Consider the following 20,601-nt stretch of genomic DNA (forward strand, 5'->3'; position numbering starts at 1 on the left):
ATATGTAGTGTACTTCTCTTTATGAAAGAACACTAGACAAAAAAAGACCCAGGGGATGACCCCTGAGTCGAGATTGCTTATTGTTGTACCGGTACGACTGCACCTTTGTATTCGTCCAAGATCCACTGTTGTGTCTCTTCAGAAGTCAATACTTCGAGAAGTGCCTTGACGCGCTCATCTTCTTCGTCTCCTTCACGTGTGACGATCAAGTTGACGTATGGTGAGTCTTCGCCTTCAAGTGCGATGGCATCTTCAAGTGGGTTGAGGCCTGCATCGATCGCGTAGTTCGTGTTGATGAGGACCGCATCGCCTTCTCCGTTGTTGTAAGCTGTCGGAAGAAGTGCTGCTTCAACGTCCGTCTTAAATTTCAAGTTTTTCGGGTTATCAACGATGTCAGAGACTGTCGCATCGACTGTCTTGCCTTCAGCAAGTGTGATGAGACCTTCTGATTGGAGCATCGTGAGGATACGTCCGTGGTCAGCAACCGATGAACTCATGATGATTTCCGCACCTTCAGGAAGTTCGTCGAGCGATTTGTAGTCTTGTGAGTAGACACCGATTGGCTCAATGTGAACGCCACCCGCAGATGCGAATTTATAGTCTTTGTTTTCAGCCATTTGTGATTTGAGGTATGGCTCATGTTGGAAGTAGTTCGCATCAAGCTCACCACTTGCGAGCGTCTTGTTCGGAAGCACGTAGTCTTGGAACTTCTTGATTTCGAGTTTGTAGCCCTTTGCTTCATATTCTTCTTGTACGTGCTCTAAAATCTCAGCGTGCGGTACGTTCGACGCACCGACAACCAATGTTTTTTCATCGCCAGAACCTGTTTCTGCCTCTTCCCCGCCGCAAGCCGCGAGAACTGTGAATGCTGATAAAGCTGTCAATCCGAGTACTGTTTTCCAAGTTTTCATTATGAATCCCTCCAAATGGTGTATGTGTAATTAAGCTGAACGTTTATCAATTTTTGTGACGAGTCGGTCACCGATGAACTGGATGACGAACACGATGATCAAGATGAGCACCGTCGCCACGAACGTGACGTCGTTTTGTGAGCGTTGGAACCCTTCCAAGAAGGCCAAGTTCCCGAGTCCGCCGCCTCCGACGACACCGGCCATCGCCGTATAACCGACGATTGCCACAATGGTCACCGTGAGTCCTGAAACGATTGCCGGAAGTGCTTCCGGAATCAACACTTTATAAATGATTTGCCATTTCGTCGCGCCCATCGATTCCGCTGCCTCGATGACACCGCGGTCGACTTCACGAAGGGCAAGTTCGACCATACGGGCGTAGAACGGTGCAGCTCCGATGATAAGTGCCGGAAGCGCCGCCGTCGAACCGAGCATCGTACCGAGCAGGAACAACGTGAACGGGATGAGTAAGATGATTAAGATGATGAACGGGATCGAACGGAACACGTTGACGATCGCGCTGACGAAGACGTAAATCGGACGATTCTTCAATAATAGCGATTCGTTTGTAATATAAAGAATCAAACCTAAAGCGAGTCCAATCACAAACGTCGCGACACCCGCGACGAGCGTCATGTATAACGTCTCCCATGTCTGTTCCATCATGATTTGCCAGTCTACGTTAGGAAACATCGCTTTCCACCTCCACTTCTACTGATTGCGAACGAATCGACGCGATGGCGCGTTCGATTTCTCGTGCTTCCCCAATCAATTGGATGAATAGCGTGCCGAGCGCACCGACTTGTGACTGAGTCACGTTCCCGCCGATGATGTTGAATCCGATGTCGTGCGTCTTAAGGACGTCAGACAAAATCGGCTGTTCTGCCGTTTCGTTCAAGAATTTCAATTTGACGATTTGCCCACTCGGATAGCGTGCTTTCAAATGTTCGAACGTGAGCGACAGATCGTCGACCGCCCCGATTTGCTTGACGAATTCTTTCGTGATCGGCTGCTCCGGATGTTGGAACACGTCAGAGACTTGACCTGTCTCAACGACTTTCCCTGCCTCCATCACGGCGACGCGATGACAAATCTTTTGGATGACGTGCATCTCATGTGTGATGAGGACGATTGTCAATCCGAGCTTCTTATTGATGCTGACGAGCAGTTCAAGAATCGAATCCGTCGTCTTCGGGTCGAGCGCGCTTGTCGCTTCGTCACAGAGGAGCACCTCTGGATTTGTAGCGAGCGCGCGGGCAATCCCGACTCGCTGTTTTTGACCGCCCGATAATTGTGACGGATAGCTGTCTTCGCGACCTGATAGTCCGACGAGCTCGACGAGTTCTTGAACCCGACGCTTCCGCTCACTTGCCGGAACCCCGATCAATTCGAGTGGGAAGCTGATGTTTTCTGCGACCGTGCGCGACCACAGAAGGTTAAAGTGCTGGAAGACCATCGAGACGTTCTTGCGAACCCCTCGTAATTCTTTCGGGCTGAGCTTCGTGAGCTCACTCCCGGCGACCTCGATTTCACCGCTAGACGGTGATTCGAGACGGTTGAGCAATCGGATGAGCGTCGACTTTCCCGCCCCCGAATATCCGATTATTCCAAAAATTTCACCGCGATCAATCGTTAGTGATACATCATCGACCGCCTGGACACGACCATTTTTCGTATCGAACCATTTGGCGACGTTTCGTAATTGAATCAATACATTTCCCTCCTGACAACAAAAAAAGCGCGCACGTTTGAGCAAACGTGCGCACTTTATCGTACGGACAACGATTGCTCTCATCTGTCAAGGTTTCTTGAGCAAACGTGCGCACTTTATCGTACGGACAACGATTGCTCTCATCTGTCAAGGTTTCTCACCTTGCTGGAATTAGCACCATTTCGGATTGCTCCGCGGTTGCTGGGCGTCATAGGGCCAGTCCCTCAGCCTCTCTTGATAAGAGTGTTGTGTATTCGATTAGCTTTATCATAGCGACAGCTTTTTCTGCTGTCAAATCATTTTTTCAAAAAAATCAAAAAAAGGTGCCGTCCGAGGACGACACAGAACGTAGCACCTTGAGTCACGGAAGGACAGCCCATAGATGAAAATCTTTTGCCCGTTCAAGATTTACATCCTTATATGGGGGAGATTCACCAATCATCACTCGATCTTGACTTGGACCGTGCGATTATACGGAACGTCTTTCTTCGCTTGATTTTTTTGGGGGACAATCGAAGGGAAGACTGACGTGTATTCGTATAAAGGTAGCAGCGGCTTCACCAAAACGTCTTGATGTCGGGAATATCGCGTCCTATTTTGTGTTCAAGTAAGATGTTGTAATGAATATACCATTCGTGAACTTTCTGTGTCAACTGATTATTTAAAATTTTCAGATTATTCTAATGTTCCTCTCTCACTTCACGAAAGAGAGGACGTGTTGAACGTTTTGAAAGGCGTAAAGACGATCCCGAACCTCGCCATTTTCAAGCTTTAACAGCGCTGGGACACTCATCACCTGATAAGCTTCAAGCTCGTTTGGGATATAGTTCGCATCGCGTTTTTCAATCTGAATTTCAGGGTCGACCGCCTCGACGACCGTCAACATTTTCTCCGCGACAGCGCATGTACCACACATCGGGGCGTATATATATAAGAATCCGTCTGTAATCATTTTTCTCACCTCTCCTGTCATTATAATGGTCGTTCGAGTCCCGTTCAAAAATCGTGCTCTCGTGAAATTTCAGAATTTTTCAATGATTCTCTTGACTCTTCTGTCGGATAGGAATAATATGGGTTCTAACTTTATCGCTTTTGTACATAACAGCAAAGAAGAAGGACAGGTGAATGAATGATGACGGAACAGGCAACAGGTACGACAAAGCAATTTACGATGAACGTCTTAAACGGTCTCAGTATGGCGATTCTGATCGCCCTCATCCCGAGCGCGCTGCTCGGTGAACTCACGAAAGCTATACTCCCTTATTTTCCGTCTCTTCAATTCATATTGGATGCGACGACGATTGCGATGCGACTCCTCCCGGCCATTATCGGTCTTGCCGTCGCGATGCAGTTCGGACGATCGATTTTAGAGGCTGGAACAATCGCCATCGCAACCTATGTCGGCAGTGGCGCCGTTCGAATTAACGAAGGTGCGTTCGTGATGGCCGAAATCGGTGACGTGATCACAGCCGGTGTGACCGCTGCGATCGCTACGATTCTTGTCATGAAGCTCGCTCCCCACTTGAAGACGTATACGGTCATCGTCATGCCGATGACAGTCATTGTCGTCGCAGGGGGCATCGGTGCCTTCTTATTGACGTATATCTCACAGATCACGACATACATCGGATACCTCATCATGACGATGACGGATCTTCAACCGGTTCTCATGGGCATCTTGATCGCGATGGCGTTCTCGCTCATCATCGTCTCGCCGATTTCGACTGTCGGAATCGCGACCGCGATTAGCCTATCAGGCGTTGCGGCCGGTGCGGCAAACCTCGGCGTCGTCGCCGCTGGATTCGGTCTCGCCATCGCAGGGTGGCAGGCGAACGCGACCGGGACATCGATCGCCCACTTCCTCGGGTCACCGAAGATTCAAATGGCGAACTTTGTCCGACGCCCGATTATGATGCTTCCGATTTTGGCGAATGCGGCCATCCTCGGTGCGCTCGCTGGTATATTAAGAATCGAGGGAACTCCAATCAGTGCAGGGTTTGGCGTATCTGGACTCATTGGACCGGTAAATGCGCTACATCTCATGCCGGGCGGATTCGCCTTGTTCAACGTGCTTCTTGTGATCGTCTTGTTCGGGCTTATTCCAGTCGGACTCGGGATTTTCTTCTATCGTGTGTTCGAACGGGCGACGCTCGTTAAATCGGATCATTACCGACTCGATTTCGAGTAAACATATAAAAAACCGGCTTCTCCAATCAGGAGAGGCCGGTTTTACTTATCCTTGAATCATCGCTTCATATTCTTCTGCAGACATGAGCTTGTCGAGGTCTGACTCTTCCGTCAACTCAACTTCGATCATCCATGCATTTTCAAACGGTGACTCGTTGACGAGTTCTGGAGAATCGGCAAGGTCCTCGTTTACTGCTGTGATGCGTCCTGATACTGGCGCATACAACTCAGAGACTGTCTTCACTGATTCGACTGAACCGAATGGCTCGTCGAGCAAAATCGTACCGTCAACTTCTGGGAGTTCCACAAACACGATATCCCCTAGTTCGCTTTGTGCGAAATCCGTGATGCCGATGCGGGCTTTTGTTCCGTTCACTTCTACCCACTCATGTTCTTTTGAATAACGTAAATTTGCTGGTACTTTGCTCATCCTAACTTCCCCCTCAAATAAATTAGACTCACATCTGTATTATAGCACTTAGCCCCAAACGTCCGTAAAGGACTTTTCTGAAAATCCGACCGTCGTTTTTTCACCATTTGTGACGATTGGACGCTTCAAAAGCATACCATTGCTTGATAATAGCTCGAGTTGTTCGTCTTCTGATAGATTAGGTAGCTTGTCTTTGATGCCTTCGTTTCGATAGACTTGCCCGCTCGTATTGAAGAATTTCTTAAGCGGTAAGTCCGATTGTTTCCACAGCTCGGCGAGTTCTTCTTTCGTCGGTGTCGATTCGACGATATGAACGTATGTATACTCGACCCCTTGCTCTTTCAACCATTTTTCTGCTTTTTTACACGTACTGCATGGTGGATAGCCGTATAGTGTCACCATCTGTTCATCACCTCTTTCATCAATGTAGCACATCTTGAGAAATCAATTCACGTCTCAAGCAACCGTTCAATCTCTCGCTTCATCGTCGGATTGACGGAATGTCGCTCTTCCATAAAGCGAAGGATGACCGCTGCTGCCTCACTTGACCTGCCGTATCCTAATACCCCGCCTGACAGGAAAGGAATCATCTCTGGATGTCTCGTCTCGACCCGACGTGTCGGGTTGAACGGGTCTCCTTGTCCACCGAGCGCCTTCAAGACGTTTTGAACGGCCGCGACTTGGACGAGTTCGAACCCGGCGAGCATCTCGCCCCGGCGTTCCCGAAGCAAGCCGACATATAGGTTCGTCAACGCTTCTTCATAGTAATAAGCCGTCGCTTCACGCGCGATCTCAAGACGCGGTGTCGCGAACACGTCGAGTGCTTCATCCCGTCGCCAGACGACGCGTCCTGATGTATAGGCGATCGCTGCGAGTTCATGTACTTCAAAGACGGCGAATTCACCGTAGATGCCATCGTGATACATGATCTTATGTCCGTCTTTCGTGTTTTGAAACTGATAGTGAAGCGGCTCGACTTCAAGCCAGTCGAGTCGGTCGATAAAGCGTGCCTTCTGCCCGTCCTCGACAATTAAAAAGAAATCGAGGTCCGAATAATCATCCAGTCGCTCCGTCTCTAGTCCGATCGACCCTAATGCCAGCAACATCAGCGTTCCTTCGTGTGCGGCAACCGATTCCCCTATTTGTTCCATTCGTTCAAGCAATCTATCGCGTGTTTTCATCGTCTCTCCCCCTCGTTTCTATTGTACGCGGCGAACAGACCAAAAAGAAAGGGTCGACCGCGTCCGGTCCACCCTCTCTGTCGATTGAATTACACGATAAACTTGTTCGCTTTGATGAGGCTCGCAGCAACTTCACGCTTCGTCCCGATCACATTGATCGGCTGGTAGCGGCTGAACTTCTTCATTGCCGAGAGAAGCATGCGCTGCTCGTCACCAGACGCCGCTGCATACAATACTTCTTTCGCCATGAGTTCGACTTGTTTGAACACTTGTTCCGCAAAGATTTCTGTGTAGCGGACTTTGAGCGTGTTCTTCTCTTCGCCTGAGCGTGCGATCGCTTTGTCTGTACGAGCGATGGCTGCTTCAAGCGCGTAGATGGCACTGATCATGTCTGCGATCTTCGCCAAGATTTCTTGTTCGTTTTGAAGGTCTTGTTGATACTTCTGAACCGCTGTACCTGCGACCATCAAGTTGATCTTCTTCATGTTCGAAAGGAGCATCTTCTCGCGTGCGAGCGGTGAGCCGTCCAATTCTTGTGGCATGTAGCTCATGAGCTCTTTTTGAAGTTTTTGTGCTTCGGCGAGGAGCGGCAATTCACCTTTCATCGCTTTCTTGAGAAGCGTACCCGGAACGATCAAACGGTTGATCTCGTTCGTTCCTTCAAAGATGCGGTTGATGCGTGAGTCACGATAGAGGTTTTCGACTTCATACTCTGCCATGAATCCGTATCCACCATGAATTTGGACCGCTTCATCGACAACGTAGTCAAACGTTTCAGAAGCGAATACTTTGTTGAGTGAGCATTCGATCGCATATTCAGCAATCGCTTGTGCGACTTTTGATCCGTCACGCATGTTCTCGTCACCAAGTGCATCCAAGCTATCTTGGAACAAGCCACCCGTGCGATACACTGAGCTTTCCATCGCATAGATGTTGGCTGCCATCGTTGCCAATTTCTCTTGGATGAGTGGGAATTGGCTGATCGGTGTCTTGAACTGCTTGCGCTCGTTCGAATATTGTACCGAGAGGTCGAACGCACGTTTTGAAGACCCAACTGCTCCGACTGCAAGTTTGTAACGACCGACGTTCAAGATGTTGAAGGCGATGACGTGACCTTTTCCGATTTCACCGAGAAGGTTGTCGACTGGTACTTCGACGTCTTCAAGGATAAGCGTACGTGTCGACGATCCCTTGATTCCCATCTTCTGCTCTTCTGCTCCAGTTGAGACTCCTTTAAAGTCACGCTCAACGATGAAGGCACTGAACTTGTCACCATCGATTTTTGCGTAGACGACGAAGACGTTCGCGAAGCCAGCGTTTGTGATCCATTGCTTCTCACCGTTCAAGACGTAGTGTGTGCCCGCTTCATTCAAGACAGCCGTCGTTTTCGCACCGAGTGCGTCAGACCCTGAGCCTGGCTCCGTGAGCGCGTAAGCTGCGATCCATTCACCTGTCGCGAGTTTCGGCAAGTACTTGTGTTTTTGCTCTTCTGATCCGAAGAAGACGATTGGGAGTGTCCCGATTCCGACGTGTGCGCCGTAGCTGAGTGCGAACGAACGAGCTTTCGCGAAACGCTCTGTGATGATCGAAGAAGAGATTTTATCGAGTTGATAGCCGCCGTACTCTTCTGGAACGTCTGCTCCGAGGAGACCGAGTTCGCCTGCTTCTTTCAACAATTCGACTGAAAGGTCGAACTCGTGTTTTTCGATGCGCTCGAGAACTGGCATGACGCGGTCATCGACGAATCCTGCCGTCGTGTCCCCAATCATCTTATGCTCATCTGAGAAATCCTCTGGTGTGAAGAGACGCTCTGCGTCGAGTGCGTCAATGACAAAGCTACCGCCTTTAATCAATTCATGTTCTGTACGTTCCATATCCGATTCCCCCTTAAAGTAATTCGAAGACACCAGCCGCGCCCATTCCGCCGCCGATACACATCGTGACAACCCCATACTTCTCATTGCGTCGTTTCATCTCATGCAAGATCGAGACAGAAAGTTTTGCTCCTGTACAGCCGAGTGGGTGACCGAGGGCGATGGCGCCGCCGTTCACGTTCACCTTCGATGGATCGATTCCGAGTTCACGGATGACACCGAGTGATTGGCTCGCGAACGCTTCGTTCAACTCGAACAATCCGACTTCTTCTAACTTCACGCCAGCCATTTCGAGTGCTTTTGGAATGGCGACGACTGGACCGATTCCCATCACTTCCGGACGGACACCGCCGACTGCGAACGAGAGGAACTTAGCCATCGGTTGTAACCCTTGGCGTTCTGCTTCTTCACGGTCCATGACGAGGACTGCTGCCGCTCCGTCTGACACTTGTGAGGCGTTACCCGCCGTGACCGATCCTTTGATTTTGAAAGCTGGGCGAAGTTTACCGAGTGCTTCAATTGTCGAATCGGCACGGACACCTTCGTCATGCTTCACGACTTTCTCCACTTCTGCGACTTTACCGTCTTCACTGAGCACGTGCTCGATGACCGTCACAGGAACGATTTCTTCCTGGAACTTTCCACCCGCGATGGCTGCAGCCGCTTTTTGGTGACTGTTGATAGCGAACGCATCTTGGTCTTCGCGCGAGATGTTATATTCGGCCGCGACACGCTCTGCCGTATGACCCATGCTCATGTAGTACTCAGGCGCCGTCTCCATGATGTGTGGGTTTGGACGGATAACGTGACCACCCATCGGTACTTGGCTCATCGATTCCATACCGCCGGCGATGATGGCCGTTGCTTGACCGATCATGATTTTTGCCGCCGCATCTGCGATGGCTTGAAGACCTGACGAGCAGTAGCGGTTGATGGTGATCGCTGGAACTTCGTGCGACAGTCCCCCCCGGACCGCCGCATAGCGAGCGATGTTCATCCCTTGTTCCGCTTCTGGCATCGCACAACCCATGATGACGTCATCAATCGGGCCTTTATATCCTGAACGCTCAAGCGTTGCCTTGATGGCATATCCCGCGAGCTCGTCCGAACGAACGTTACGGAACGAACCGCGTTTTGCTTTTCCGACCGGCGTCCGTGCGCCGGCTACGATGACTGCTTCCCTCATCTGTTATGTCCCCCTTTATCAGTTCCGTAGTGGTTTGCCTTTCACGAGCATATGTTGCATCCGTTGTTGTGACTTCGGCTCCCCGATGAGGCTTAAGAAGGCTTCACGCTCGATGTCGAGGAGGTACTGTTCGTCGACGAGCGTACCGTATGCCAAGTCGCCACCACTGATGACATGTGCGAGTTTCTTCGCAATCTTCAAATCATGCTCTGAAATATAACCGCCGTAGAACATTTCATATGCCGCGAGTTCAAGCGTCGCTTTACCCGTTTGACCGACGACCGGTAACTTCTCACGAACCGGTGCCGTGTATCCATCGGCAAGTTCGAGTACCGTCTGTTTCGCATCGAACGTCAAGTGATCACGGTTCATCGAGATTCCGTCGACCGCACGGTGGTAACCGAGTGTCTTCGCATCAAATGCCGACTTCGATACTTTCGCCATCGCGATGTTCTCGAACGTCTGTTGTGCAGCCTTCTCGATGTTTTGCATCGATTTTGGCGTCTGTTCGAGGAGTCGACGATACGTGTTGACGTTTCCGCCCCCACCTGGGATGAGACCGACACCGACTTCGACGAGACCCATGTATGTCTCAAGCGCAGCTTGCATACGTGCTGCTGGTAAGCTGATTTCTGTTCCGCCACCAAGCGTCATGCCGTATGGTGCGGCGACGACCGGACGACTTGAATAACGAATCTTTTGAACGACTTGTTGGAACTTGTTGATGATCCAATCGAGTTCGAACCAGTTTTCGTCTTCTGCTTCCATGAGCATCATCGCAAGGTTTGCGCCGACACAGAAGTTCTTGCCGTCGTTCGCGAGGACCATTCCTTTGAAATCTTGCTCGACACGGTCAATCGACTGTTCGATCATCTGCATGATGTCGACACCGATTGCGTTGTTTGGTGATGTGAATTCGAGTGCGACGACGTCATCGCCGATATCGACGAGGCGTGCCCCACCGTTCTCTAAGATGATGCCGTTTGATTTTGCGAGTGGCTTGAGTTTCAATTCTTTCGGGTTGACGGTCTTCTCGACATACGCCTTCGACGCTTTATCGTAATACTGGTCTCCCTTATAGAATGACGTGTTACCTGCAGCAAGCATCTCATCGATCCATGCCGGGACGTCGTAACCTTCCGCTTTCATACGCTCGACTGATTTTTCAACACCGAGGGCATCCCACATTTCGAACGGTCCGAATTTCCAACCGAAGCCCCACTTCATCGCATCGTCAATCGCAATGATTGTGTCTGCAATCTCTCCAGTAAGACGTGCCGAGTAAGCGAGCGTCTTCGCCGTGATTGGCCAAAGCAGTTGTCCGACGCGACCTTTGTTCAAGATGGCACCTTTCAACTTCGCTTTTGAGCCTGGAAGTGACTTGATTTGATCGAGTTCAGGACCTGTAATCGCTTTCAATTGTTCGTATTCGAACGTTTGAAGATTCAATTCCTGAATGACCTTTCCTTCTTTCTTATAGAAGCCTTGACCGGCCTTCTGTCCGATCCAGCCTTTTTCCACGAGTTGCTTCATTTCTGAAGGGACGTCGAACGTGTCCTTCTCTTCCCCAGCTTCGAGCGTCTCGTAGACGTTACCCGCCACGTGAACGAACGTGTCGATTCCGACGACATCGAGTGTGCGGAACGTCGCTGATTTCGGACGACCGATGAGTGGACCTGTGATTGAATCCATCTCTCCGATTGACGCGTTTTGCTTGAGCATCTCTTCGAACGTGACGAGGAGACCGTATGTCCCGATGCGGTTACCGATGAAGTTCGGCGTGTCTTTGGCTTCGACGACACCTTTCCCGAGACGGTCTTCCGCGAAGCGTGACATGAAGTCGATGACCGGGCGTGCTGTCTTCTCCGTCGGGATGAGTTCGAGCAACTTCAAGTAGCGCGGTGGGTTGAAGAAGTGCGTCCCGAGGAAGCGTGATTTCAATCCTTCCGGAAGGGCACTTGCCATCGCTTCGATGGAGATCCCTGACGTGTTCGAGCTGAGGATCGCATCTTCACGGATGTAAGGTGCAATCTTCTCGAAGAGCTGTTGCTTCACATCGAGGCGCTCGACGACGACTTCGATGACCCAGTCCGCTTCTTTCAAACGCTCTAAATCATCTTCTAAGTTCCCGACTTCGATGAAGTTGAGATGGTCGGCTGTCGCAAGTGGTGCCGGATTTTGTTTCAATAGCTTCTGACGGTTTTCTGAGGCGATGCGATTTCGTACTTCTGGTGACTCGAGCGTCAACCCTTTCGCTTCCTCTTTTGCTGTCAATTCACGTGGTACGATGTCGAGCATGAGCGAACGAATCCCCGCGTTCGCCAAGTGAGCCGCAATCCCCGCCCCCATTACTCCTGAACCGATGACGACCGCAAAACGAATTGAGTTCGTCAAACGGAGGTCGGTTGATTGTTCGATGTGACTCGTCATAGTGTTCCCCCCTAAAATGAGAATGAATAGTGATTCATTTCACGCGTAAAAAAAATCGCAATCACCATCGTGTTTACTCTTCTATCATAAATGAATGAACATTCATTCGCAAGCGTTCATTTTTCAATTTCATTCCATTTTTTGATTGAACGATTAGTTTTCAATCGATGTGGTATAGACAAAAAGAGTCAAATTTAGAAAGGGGAATGTACGCATGCGCGATAATCGTCTGAACACTGCAGGTAGTCGAAAGGATTTTGAGTCGTTTAAAAAGGACGCACAAGAACAGGCGCACCAACCGGGAATCGATTCGAAGATGGAGCCCTTCCCGATCTATGAACGGGAAGACTATAAGGGAAGTGACAAGTTAAAAGACAAGGTCGCGATCATCACCGGCGGGGATTCCGGGATTGGGAAATCGGTCGCCATCTTCTTCGCCCATGAAGGTGCGAACTCGGTCATCGTCTATAAGGATCAAAACGAGCTCGAAGACGCGGAAGCGACGAAAGAACGGATTGAAGACTTGGGCCAAGCCTGCCTCTTGCTCCAAGGAGACCTCGGGGAATCTTCCTTCTGTCAACGAATCGTCGAAGAGACGCTCGAGACGTTCGGTCATATCGACATCCTCGTCAATAACGCCGCCGAGCAGCATCCGCAGGAATCACTCCTCGACATCTCGGACGAACAGCTCGAGAAGACGTTCCGCACGAACATCTTCAGCATGTTCTACTTAACGAAAGCCGCGCTCCCCTACTTAAAAGAAGGAGCGAGCATCATCAATACAACTTCGATCACGGCATATGAAGGAAACGATCAGCTAATCGACTATGCGTCGACGAAAGGTGCCATCACCGCCTTCACTCGCTCGCTCGCCAAAAACTTGGCGGACAAAAAGATTCGCGTCAACGGGGTCGCCCCCGGACCGATTTGGACACCGCTCATCCCGTCGACATTTGACGCAGAGAAAGTGAAATCGTTCGGGGATTCTTCCGGTATGAAACGTCCGGGGCAACCGGCTGAACTCGCACCTGCATACGTCTATCTTGCAAGCGATGACTCGACGTACGTCAGTGGTCAAGTCATTCACGTCAATGGTGGTACAGTGATTAATGGATAATTTTGAAACAGGCTCAGTCATCATGTACTGAGCCTGTTTTTATGGGAAATTAATCCACTACATGATACAGTGGTTAACAGATATTACTTCGTTAATCAGATGAAAGGAAGGAGTTAATGATAGATGATTCATTATCAATTGACAAAAAATGATTTTTTCATGCTACAAAAAAATTTTATTGAAAACTCGGTTTCGGAAAAACGGAAATCTTTACTTATCACGATTGTACTCATGTTGCTGACAGCTTTTTATGGATTTGCCCTCGCAATCACCTTGTTACCTGAAACAATGTCCGCCGCCATCATCCTCATACTCGCTGTCGGTACCGCTGTTGTAGCACCGCTTCTCTTGTTCCCATTCTTCAAGAAAGTGCATTTTACAATTAGGCTGAAACTATTGCGTTCCATATTTCGACAGGAATCGAAATGGCCACGTGACTTGACATTATCAATTTATGAGAACGGAATTGAAGTCAACTCTCTCCACAACGCCGTCAATAAACAGGTTCGAGTCTCATGGAAAGCAATTGAAAGAGTAAGTGAAGACGAAACCAACTACTATCTATACATCGAAGCGACGGAAGCAATTATTATACCGAAGCGAAAGTTGCGTGAGACTAATCAAACAACCATCAATCACTTGTTACAAAAACACTTAAATATCACTCTCTAAGCAACTATATTCAAGGTTCAATACTCCCTAGACATACATGCATATGACAAACTACAAAGGAGCAGATGTTATGGTCACCACGTACGAACTGACGCTTGAAGATTTTTCAGCTTTCCAAAACGACATGATTCACCATTCTGATCAACATAAACGAATTCGCAGCGTATGGTTGAAATATATGAATATTCCGCTATTCGCGCTTGGGTTCATTGCTACAATCTTATTATTTCCTAATCTCGAATCGACGATGACCCGATTGTTGATCACATTTGGAATTGGGATGTTGTTCGCCCTATTACTTAGACCGCTGTTTAAAGATTTACATGCCCCACTCTACCTTTGGCAGATCCGTCGCACCCTCAAAAAACAGAACGTTTGGCCAAAAGACATTAAGCTTCAGTTTTCTGAAACTCACGTCGAAATGCAAGCCGTTCGCGGTAGTATCCACCGTACGACACAAGTTCCTTGGACATCTATTCTTCGCGTATATCAAGACGAGTCGTATCGCTTCCTTTATTATGAAGAGGATGAAGCTTTGATTATCCCGAAAATGAAAGATGGGATTACCGAAGTCGAACAAAGTGAAATCGATCGGATACTCGAAAAACATCTACACACAGAAAAGCACACAAGTTCAACGTGAACTCGTGTGCTTGTTTTATTTCTTCACCATTCCTTTTAACACGAACGCCACGTTTGCCGGACGCTCCGCGAGGCGGCGCATGAAGTATCCGTACCAGTCACGGCCGTATGGCACGTAGACGCGGACTTTATAGCCTTGGCGTACGAGCTCGAGTTGACGCTCGACGCGGATGCCGTATAACATCTGGAACTCGAACTGGTCGAGCGGGATGTTGTTTTCTTTGACGTGCTCGATGACGGCGTCAATCATATGGTCATCGTGTGTTGCGATGGATGCGTAGTTTCCGTTCGCAAGATGGAGTTTGACGAGCTTCACGTAGTTATGGTCCACGTCCTCTTTTTCAGGGAACGCGACCGTCGCCGGTTCTTTATATGCCCCTTTGACGATCCGGAGGTTCGGCTTGAGCGGTGCGAGGTGATTGATGTCATCTTCCGAGCGATACAAGTACGACTGGATGACCGTTCCGAGACCGTCAAATTCACCCTTCAGCTTCTTGAACAACTCGAGCGTCTTCTCACAACGCTGCTCATCTTCCATATCGATGGCCACAAAGACCCCTACTTCTCGTGCGACCGTTAGGATTTGACGCATGTTGTCTTCAATCAACTCGTTCGAGATGTCGAATCCGAGTGACGTCAATTTAAGGGACATATAGGCGTCTAATTGTTCTTCTGCCATAATTTCAATCGCACGAATGATTTCGTCACGATTCGTATTCGCTTCTTCCACCGTCTTAATAAATTCCCCGAGGTGGTCGACCGTGACCGACAACCCTTTCGCGTTCAATTCGCGAATCGTCGGAACGGAAGCCTTAAAGTCTTCCCCTGCTACAAAGCGTGATGCACCAAATCGTAGGCCATATTTCTTTGCCAAACTGTTGAGTGTTTTGTTTTGTGACATGTAGATAAATCCATCGCGCAACACTTTTTCCATCTGATTTTCCCCCTTACTTTTACACCCATCTATCTCTATGATGATGTCTGCAATTATTATGACACACAAACGTCAATTCGTCTGTATTTTTGTAACTGATGATGTCTGCAATTATTATGACACACAAACGTCAATTCGTCTGTATTTTTGTAACCGTTTGCAGCACTTTCTTCCCAACTTTTCAAAAAAGACAGACGCCCCGTAGGACGGCTGTCTTATAGGCTTGTCGAAGGTGCGACATAGAGCAAAATACTGAGGAAAATGAACACACTTCCCGCTAGGACGAACAAGTGCCAAATCGCATGGTTGAACGGCAGTTTTTGCCACACATAAAACACGATTCCGACCGAATAAGCGATCCCTCCCGCGAGGAGAAGCATGAACCCTTGATGACCGAGTGATTCATATAACGGACGGATGGCGATGATGCAGATCCAGCCGAGTGCGAGATACGTCACATTCGACACCCACATATACTTCCCGGTCGAAAACAGTTTCCAGACGATTCCGAGAATCGCCACACCCCATACGATCCCGAACAACGTCCAGCCGAGCGTCCCATGAAGGGTCACAAGGGCGAACGGCGTATAGCTTCCGGCGATGAGTAAGTAAATCCCCGCGTGGTCGAACACTTGTAGCACCCGCTTCGCTCGTGGATGCGGGATGGCGTGCATGAGCGTCGAGAATAAGTAGAGTAAAATCATCGATGCCCCGAACACGCTGACCGCCGTAACGTTCCACGTGCTCCCACTTTCCGTCGCACTCATGACGAGTAAGACGAGGGCGACGATGCTGAAGATGACCCCTAAGCCGTGCGTGATCGCGCTCGCGATCTCTTCCCCGAGCGTGTCGGCATGGAGCATCTCTTTGAGTTGTTCTTGTTTCATATGCTCCCACCTTCCATAACTGTTCCCTCTAGTATGGACATTTCCCGATTTAAACGCAATCGAAAACACGGGCTACCGATTAGCCCGTGTCGAGATTATGCGACTTCTTTCACCGGAATGTCACATTCCATTTGTGCAGCCCGCATGGCGCGTGCCCGTTTGTGGAACAAGACGAGCAGCGTTAATGTCCCGAGTGTCGAAATGACATACGGAAGGACCCCGTCCAGCTTGAAGCCAATCGGTGCCGTCAAAATATAGAACCAGACCGCATACAACATGAACGTCCCTGGAAGGAGCGCGATGTAGTGGTTGCGTCCTTTAATATACAGGTACATCGCCCCGACGAACAGTGCGATGACCGCCGTCGTCTGGTTCGCCCAGTTGAAGTACTGCCAGAGCATCTGGAAGTCCATGTTCGTGAGCACATATGAGATCGCGAAGAGTGGCAGTGCAATCCAGAGACGTGATGAGAACTTCTTCTGTGCGATCGACAAGTAGTCCGCGATGATCATACGCGCGCTACGGAATGCCGTGTCGCCTGACGTGATCGGCAAGACGATGACACCGAGAATCGCGAGCGTCCCACCGATGCTACCGAGCATGAGTGTCGCCACTTCTTGGACGACGAGTGCCGGCGTCCCTGAGTTGATGAGTCCGAGCAATTCACCTGGCTCGAAGATGGCCATCGCAGCCCCAGCCCAAATCATGGCGATGACGGCTTCGGCGATCATCATACCGTAAAAGATTTCACGGCCGTTGCTTTCTTTCATCGTCGTCCGCGAGATAATCGGCGACTGTGTCGCATGGAAGCCAGAGAGCGCCCCACACGAAATCGTGAAGAAGAGGAGCGGCCAGATTGGCAAGCCGTCCGGATGCATGTTCGTCAATGTCATTTCTGGAATTTGGTAGCCTTGTGCGAACAAGCTGACCGCGATCCCGATGGCACTGACGACGAGTAATGCCCCGAAGAATGGATAGATGCGTCCGATGATTTTATCGACCGGGAGGAGCGTCGCCAAGATATAGTAGGCGAACACACCGAAGATGACGAACATGAGCGTCGATGCGTTTCCATCAAACAAGTTGTTGATCATGTTACTCGGAGACGTGACGAATACTGTTCCGACGAGTAGAAGAAGTAAAAGCGCGAATCCGTTGACGATATGGCGGAGCGAGCGTCCGAGAAACTTCTCCGCTAGTTGTGGCAAATGTGCCCCGTTATTCCGAAGGGAAATCATTCCTGTCAAATAGTCGTGTACCGCCCCGGCAAAAATCGACCCGAAGACAATCCAAAGAAATGCGACCGGTCCGTAGAGCGCCCCCATGATTGGTCCAAAGATTGGTCCGACACCGGCGATGTTCAGTAATTGAATCATCGAGTTCCGTTTTTTACCCATCGGCACGTAGTCGATGCCGTCCTGGGAAGCGTAAGCGGGCGTCGTCCGCTCTTCCTTGATGCCGAACGTCTTCTCGACGTAACGACCATATACCAAATACCCGACCAAAAGTAGTGCGAGTGCGACAAAGAATGTAATCATCTGTCAGTCCCCTTTTCCGTCCATATGTAGCTGATCCCCGTCAGCTCTTCGGTTTACATGTGTCATGTAACCGATTACATGATTGATTATACATTAAGACTAGATGACAATGTAAGGGCTTTCATTCACATTTCCGTCACTTTTATTCGACAAAAAACAGACGCTTTTGTTTGGCACTTGCTCCATTTTGTTCGCTTGCAACGACAAGATAGGCTCCTTTTTTCAACCCTTTCTTCGGTTGAAGCGTATACCAGCCAGCCCAGTTCGCTGTTGTTTCAGCTAATTTCTTCCCTTTGCTGTCTGTCAAAATCACTTTCGCACCTCTTGTCGTACGACCACCAATCGCTTTTGAATTCACTTTCACGCCACGTAAAAGTTCTGGTGACGCGACAGCAAGTCGATCGAGCGCGAATTTCTGTGACGTTGTGACCTTGCCGATCGTCGCCGTCACTTCATAGTCCCCTGCTTGGAAGCCAGCGCGATTCATAAACTTAAATGATCCACTCTGATCTGCCACGACTGAAGCAATCCGTTTTCCATTCTGACGAAGAATGACAAGTGCGTCTGGTGACGTCTTTCCATAAAACGCATGGGTGTTCGTATACGTGTAACGTTCTGACAACATCGGTTTACGAACGAATCCATCTCCAACCACTTTTGTCTCAGTCAACGACTTTCCGTTCAATTCACTGACAATCGTTAATGTCTGGCGAAGTTTGAGCGGTTTGACCGTCAAACGGTAAAGGCCTTTTGCATCGGCTGTCGTTGTGGCAAGAACCGTCTTGCCGTCTTTCAATGTCACTTTCGCAGATGGAGTCGTCTTACCGGTCACGACTTTTGTACCTGGCTTGATCACATCGACCGAGAGCGTCAAGTCAACAGATGCCGCTTCGAGCTCCGTCGTATACGTCCGGAAGAGACGACTCGCCGCGTCCGTACGAGTCGCGTCTGTCGCTTCGATTCCTTCGTAAAGGTTCACATATTGTTTGCCTGCATCGGCTGTGTCGAATTTGACAGTCCGCTTCGCATCCGCGACAATCTTCCAGTTGTTGTCCGCTTTGTAATCGAGTTTGTCCCCGCTCGCAACGATATAGTCGGAGATGACGTTACGTGTCTCATACGCTGAGCGATAGACGATGTTCTTCCCGCCACCAAGGCCAGGGAACGAAGACGAACCGGCACGATAGTTGTTCGTTGCGACCAAGAACTCTTGGTCCATCGTGATTGCTTTTCCGTTATACTCAATGTTTTTCACGCGATTCGCCGACTCGTTGACGATTTTTCCGTTCCCGTCATATTTTGCTGGTCCCGTCACGTCAATCTCATACGTCAAACCGTCAAGAACATCAAAATTATAGCTACGGAATTGCAAGTTGAGGATTTCATCCCCGTCCGAATCGACCTGATTGTAAGCCCCCGCTGACATCTCGAGCCAGTCCATGACGTCCTTCCCTGTCACTTTGACGACTTCAAGCGTGTTCGGATAGACATATAAATCCGCCACGTTCTTCAAGGCGATTTGACCTTTCGGGATGTTCGTGTAATAGCTCGCGTCCGTCAACTCACGACCGCCCGCTTTGAACGGTGCCCCTGCCGACAAGAGTGGCAGACCTTTATAAGGTGAAAGCTCCGGGTTCGTCTCGAATTCTTTCTCGACGTACCATTTCTGTGCGTTCGTCACGAACTGGACCGACGCATCGTCACGGACGAGCGCGAAGTAGCTTTGAATATCGTCTTGAATTTGCCCGACCGGTTGGTTGATGTAGTCGATTGTCGCCAAGTGGTCGTCTTCGATCAACGCCTGGATTGTCGGGTCGACCGCCGTATCGGCTGTCACCGTGTCGAGCACAGCTGATGCGTCAAGAATCTGCCATTTGCCGTCGACGAGTTCGAGTTCGAAATCGATGACACCGAGGTCTTTCCCTTGGTTGTTCGCCATGACGACCGGTTTGCCGTTGATCGTCCCTTTTGCCATATCGACGTTCGGGAACGAAGCGAACATACCTTTCGCATCCGGGAAGCGACCGTGCTGGTGCCCCGTCATGACCATGTCGAGCCCATCAATCTTCGTGAGCGCATATCCGACGTTCTCTTCGCTGTCGAGCTGTTCGTCCGCGAGTGCTGCACTTTCGCCGATGCCTGAGTGCGCGAGCGCGACGACGACGTCTGCTCCTTGGTCTTTTAACTTTTGAACTGATTCACGCGCCGATGGGATGATGTCTTCTGCCGTCACACGACCTTGTAGGTTCCCTGAATCCCATGACATGATTTTCGGCGGCACGACACCGAACACACCGACTTTGATTGTATGTGTTTCCCCGTCTGTGTCCGTGACCGTCCGTTCGATGATTTGGACCTCTTGTCCATCCACGTTGAACTTCGAGACGATTGGGTTGCCTTCTAAGTCTTTGACGTTCGAGTTGACGAAACGGAGCTTCCCTTTCGATCCTTCCATCGCGTTGTACAAGAATTCGAGACCGAAGTTGAACTCGTGGTTCCCGAGTGTGACGGCGTCATAGTTGAGTGCTGCCATCGCTTTATACATCGGATGTTCGAACGCTTCATTTTTCCCAGCTTGAAGCTCACGAACATAGTCGCCAAATGGTGTCCCTTGAATCGTATCGCCGTTATCGAACAAGAACGTGTTCGATTCCCCAGCGGCTGTACGATGTTCATTGATGAGTGTTGCGACTTTCGTCAACCCGATCGTGTTGTCGACCTTGTCTTGGAAGTAATCATAGTTCGTGATGTTCGTATGTAAGTCTGTCGTCTCTAAGAAACGGAGCTTGACGATATCCTCGTCGACTTCTGCCAAAACGTTTGGTGCCTGTAGCGGCAAAACGGTTGGTAACACGAGCGCGGTCGCGATCGACCATTTTAATGCGGTTTTCATGTGATTGT

General features: G+C 49.7%; 18 protein-coding genes and 1 riboswitch. Of the genes, 4 read left to right on the plus strand and 14 right to left on the minus strand.

What is annotated here, in order from left to right; translation table 11 throughout:
* Positions 1-77: 77 nt before the first annotated feature.
* The 4 genes from ON063_RS03455 to ON063_RS03470 form a co-directional block, all read right to left on the minus strand.
* Entirely contained in the window at positions 78-911 is an 834-nt protein-coding gene (locus tag ON063_RS03455) for a MetQ/NlpA family ABC transporter substrate-binding protein (protein WP_274664248.1), read from the minus strand.
* Between the two features lie 30 nt (positions 912-941).
* A complete protein-coding gene (locus tag ON063_RS03460; protein WP_012726857.1) occupies positions 942-1,604 on the minus strand; it encodes a methionine ABC transporter permease in 663 nt (220 codons plus the stop codon).
* Complete coding sequence (locus ON063_RS03465) at positions 1,594-2,622, minus strand: methionine ABC transporter ATP-binding protein (protein ID WP_214693486.1); 1,029 nt, start codon at positions 2,620-2,622, stop codon at positions 1,594-1,596. The genes ON063_RS03460 and ON063_RS03465 overlap by 11 nt, the downstream gene beginning before the upstream one ends.
* A 137-nt stretch (positions 2,623-2,759) precedes the next feature.
* A riboswitch (SAM riboswitch) is annotated at positions 2,760-2,866 on the minus strand.
* Positions 2,867-3,316: 450 nt separating this feature from the next.
* Positions 3,317-3,574, minus strand: a complete 258-nt coding sequence (locus ON063_RS03470; RefSeq protein ID WP_214785793.1) for a thioredoxin family protein — start codon at positions 3,572-3,574, stop codon at positions 3,317-3,319.
* 180 nt (positions 3,575-3,754) lie between these two features.
* Between ON063_RS03470 and ON063_RS03475 the strand changes: the two genes are divergently transcribed.
* Complete coding sequence (locus ON063_RS03475; protein ID WP_274664249.1) at positions 3,755-4,810, plus strand: PTS transporter subunit IIC; 1,056 nt, start codon at positions 3,755-3,757, stop codon at positions 4,808-4,810.
* A 45-nt stretch (positions 4,811-4,855) separates the two neighbouring features.
* Here ON063_RS03475 and gcvH read toward each other — a convergent pair whose 3' ends face one another.
* From gcvH to ON063_RS03505, 6 genes are all read right to left on the minus strand, one after another.
* On the minus strand, positions 4,856-5,239 hold the full coding sequence (gene gcvH, locus ON063_RS03480; protein WP_012726861.1) for a glycine cleavage system protein GcvH: 384 nt from the start codon (positions 5,237-5,239) through the stop codon (positions 4,856-4,858).
* 48 nt (positions 5,240-5,287) lie between these two features.
* Positions 5,288-5,641, minus strand: coding sequence for an arsenate reductase family protein (locus ON063_RS03485; RefSeq protein ID WP_214693491.1), 354 nt, complete (start codon positions 5,639-5,641; stop codon positions 5,288-5,290).
* Between the two features lie 47 nt (positions 5,642-5,688).
* Complete coding sequence (locus ON063_RS03490; RefSeq protein ID WP_274664250.1) at positions 5,689-6,420, minus strand: hypothetical protein; 732 nt, start codon at positions 6,418-6,420, stop codon at positions 5,689-5,691.
* A gap of 89 nt (positions 6,421-6,509) precedes the next feature.
* Positions 6,510-8,294: an acyl-CoA dehydrogenase family protein gene (locus ON063_RS03495; RefSeq protein WP_274664251.1), complete on the minus strand. Its 1,785-nt coding sequence runs from the start codon at positions 8,292-8,294 to the stop codon at positions 6,510-6,512.
* 13 nt (positions 8,295-8,307) lie between these two features.
* On the minus strand, positions 8,308-9,480 hold the full coding sequence (locus ON063_RS03500; RefSeq protein WP_274664252.1) for an acetyl-CoA C-acetyltransferase: 1,173 nt from the start codon (positions 9,478-9,480) through the stop codon (positions 8,308-8,310).
* Positions 9,481-9,498: 18 nt separating this feature from the next.
* Positions 9,499-11,910, minus strand: a complete 2,412-nt coding sequence (locus tag ON063_RS03505) for a 3-hydroxyacyl-CoA dehydrogenase/enoyl-CoA hydratase family protein (RefSeq protein ID WP_274664253.1) — start codon at positions 11,908-11,910, stop codon at positions 9,499-9,501.
* Between the two features lie 214 nt (positions 11,911-12,124).
* Here ON063_RS03505 and ON063_RS03510 point away from each other — a divergent pair, with 214 nt between their 5' ends.
* The 3 genes from ON063_RS03510 to ON063_RS03520 all read left to right on the plus strand — a co-directional run bounded on the left by ON063_RS03510 (position 12,125) and on the right by ON063_RS03520 (position 14,342).
* On the plus strand, positions 12,125-13,027 hold the full coding sequence (locus ON063_RS03510) for an SDR family oxidoreductase (RefSeq protein ID WP_214820570.1): 903 nt from the start codon (positions 12,125-12,127) through the stop codon (positions 13,025-13,027).
* A 123-nt stretch (positions 13,028-13,150) separates the two neighbouring features.
* A complete protein-coding gene (locus ON063_RS03515) occupies positions 13,151-13,699 on the plus strand; it encodes a YcxB family protein (RefSeq protein WP_274664254.1) in 549 nt (182 codons plus the stop codon).
* Between the two features lie 70 nt (positions 13,700-13,769).
* Positions 13,770-14,342: a YcxB family protein gene (locus tag ON063_RS03520; protein WP_274664255.1), complete on the plus strand. Its 573-nt coding sequence runs from the start codon at positions 13,770-13,772 to the stop codon at positions 14,340-14,342.
* A 15-nt stretch (positions 14,343-14,357) separates the two neighbouring features.
* On the opposite strand, the gene ON063_RS03525 is transcribed toward ON063_RS03520, so the two are convergent.
* The 4 genes from ON063_RS03525 to ON063_RS03540 form a co-directional block, all read right to left on the minus strand.
* A complete protein-coding gene (locus tag ON063_RS03525; RefSeq protein WP_274664256.1) occupies positions 14,358-15,275 on the minus strand; it encodes a proline dehydrogenase in 918 nt (305 codons plus the stop codon).
* 215 nt (positions 15,276-15,490) lie between these two features.
* Positions 15,491-16,162, minus strand: coding sequence for a PAQR family membrane homeostasis protein TrhA (gene trhA, locus ON063_RS03530; protein WP_051829405.1), 672 nt, complete (start codon positions 16,160-16,162; stop codon positions 15,491-15,493).
* Positions 16,163-16,257: 95 nt separating this feature from the next.
* Positions 16,258-17,700, minus strand: coding sequence for a carbon starvation CstA family protein (locus tag ON063_RS03535; protein WP_214820573.1), 1,443 nt, complete (start codon positions 17,698-17,700; stop codon positions 16,258-16,260).
* 142 nt (positions 17,701-17,842) lie between these two features.
* Positions 17,843-20,593 (minus strand): bifunctional 2',3'-cyclic-nucleotide 2'-phosphodiesterase/3'-nucleotidase, encoded by a 2,751-nt coding sequence (locus ON063_RS03540; RefSeq protein ID WP_274664257.1) that lies wholly within the window; start codon positions 20,591-20,593, stop codon positions 17,843-17,845.
* Between the last annotated feature and the right edge of the window lie 8 nt (positions 20,594-20,601).

It is taken from the genome of Exiguobacterium sp. B2(2022) (assembly GCF_028823655.1).
Lineage (GTDB): Bacteria > Bacillota > Bacilli > Exiguobacteriales > Exiguobacteriaceae > Exiguobacterium > Exiguobacterium aestuarii_A.

Coding starts and splice junctions, on each gene's coding strand:
- ON063_RS03455 (WP_274664248.1), bottom strand. CDS start 911: ATGAAAACTTGGAAAACAGTACTCGGATTGACAGCTTTATCAGCATTC.
- ON063_RS03460 (WP_012726857.1), bottom strand. CDS start 1,604: ATGTTTCCTAACGTAGACTGGCAAATCATGATGGAACAGACATGGGAG.
- ON063_RS03470 (WP_214785793.1), bottom strand. CDS start 3,574: ATGATTACAGACGGATTCTTATATATATACGCCCCGATGTGTGGTACA.
- ON063_RS03475 (WP_274664249.1), top strand. CDS start 3,755: ATGACGGAACAGGCAACAGGTACGACAAAGCAATTTACGATGAACGTC.
- gcvH (WP_012726861.1), bottom strand. CDS start 5,239: ATGAGCAAAGTACCAGCAAATTTACGTTATTCAAAAGAACATGAGTGG.
- ON063_RS03485 (WP_214693491.1), bottom strand. CDS start 5,641: ATGGTGACACTATACGGCTATCCACCATGCAGTACGTGTAAAAAAGCA.
- ON063_RS03490 (WP_274664250.1), bottom strand. CDS start 6,420: ATGAAAACACGCGATAGATTGCTTGAACGAATGGAACAAATAGGGGAA.
- ON063_RS03495 (WP_274664251.1), bottom strand. CDS start 8,294: ATGGAACGTACAGAACATGAATTGATTAAAGGCGGTAGCTTTGTCATT.
- ON063_RS03500 (WP_274664252.1), bottom strand. CDS start 9,480: ATGAGGGAAGCAGTCATCGTAGCCGGCGCACGGACGCCGGTCGGAAAA.
- ON063_RS03505 (WP_274664253.1), bottom strand. CDS start 11,910: ATGACGAGTCACATCGAACAATCAACCGACCTCCGTTTGACGAACTCA.
- ON063_RS03510 (WP_214820570.1), top strand. CDS start 12,125: ATGCGCGATAATCGTCTGAACACTGCAGGTAGTCGAAAGGATTTTGAG.
- ON063_RS03515 (WP_274664254.1), top strand. CDS start 13,151: ATGATTCATTATCAATTGACAAAAAATGATTTTTTCATGCTACAAAAA.
- ON063_RS03520 (WP_274664255.1), top strand. CDS start 13,770: ATGGTCACCACGTACGAACTGACGCTTGAAGATTTTTCAGCTTTCCAA.
- ON063_RS03525 (WP_274664256.1), bottom strand. CDS start 15,275: ATGGAAAAAGTGTTGCGCGATGGATTTATCTACATGTCACAAAACAAA.
- trhA (WP_051829405.1), bottom strand. CDS start 16,162: ATGAAACAAGAACAACTCAAAGAGATGCTCCATGCCGACACGCTCGGG.
- ON063_RS03535 (WP_214820573.1), bottom strand. CDS start 17,700: ATGATTACATTCTTTGTCGCACTCGCACTACTTTTGGTCGGGTATTTG.
- ON063_RS03540 (WP_274664257.1), bottom strand. CDS start 20,593: ATGAAAACCGCATTAAAATGGTCGATCGCGACCGCGCTCGTGTTACCA.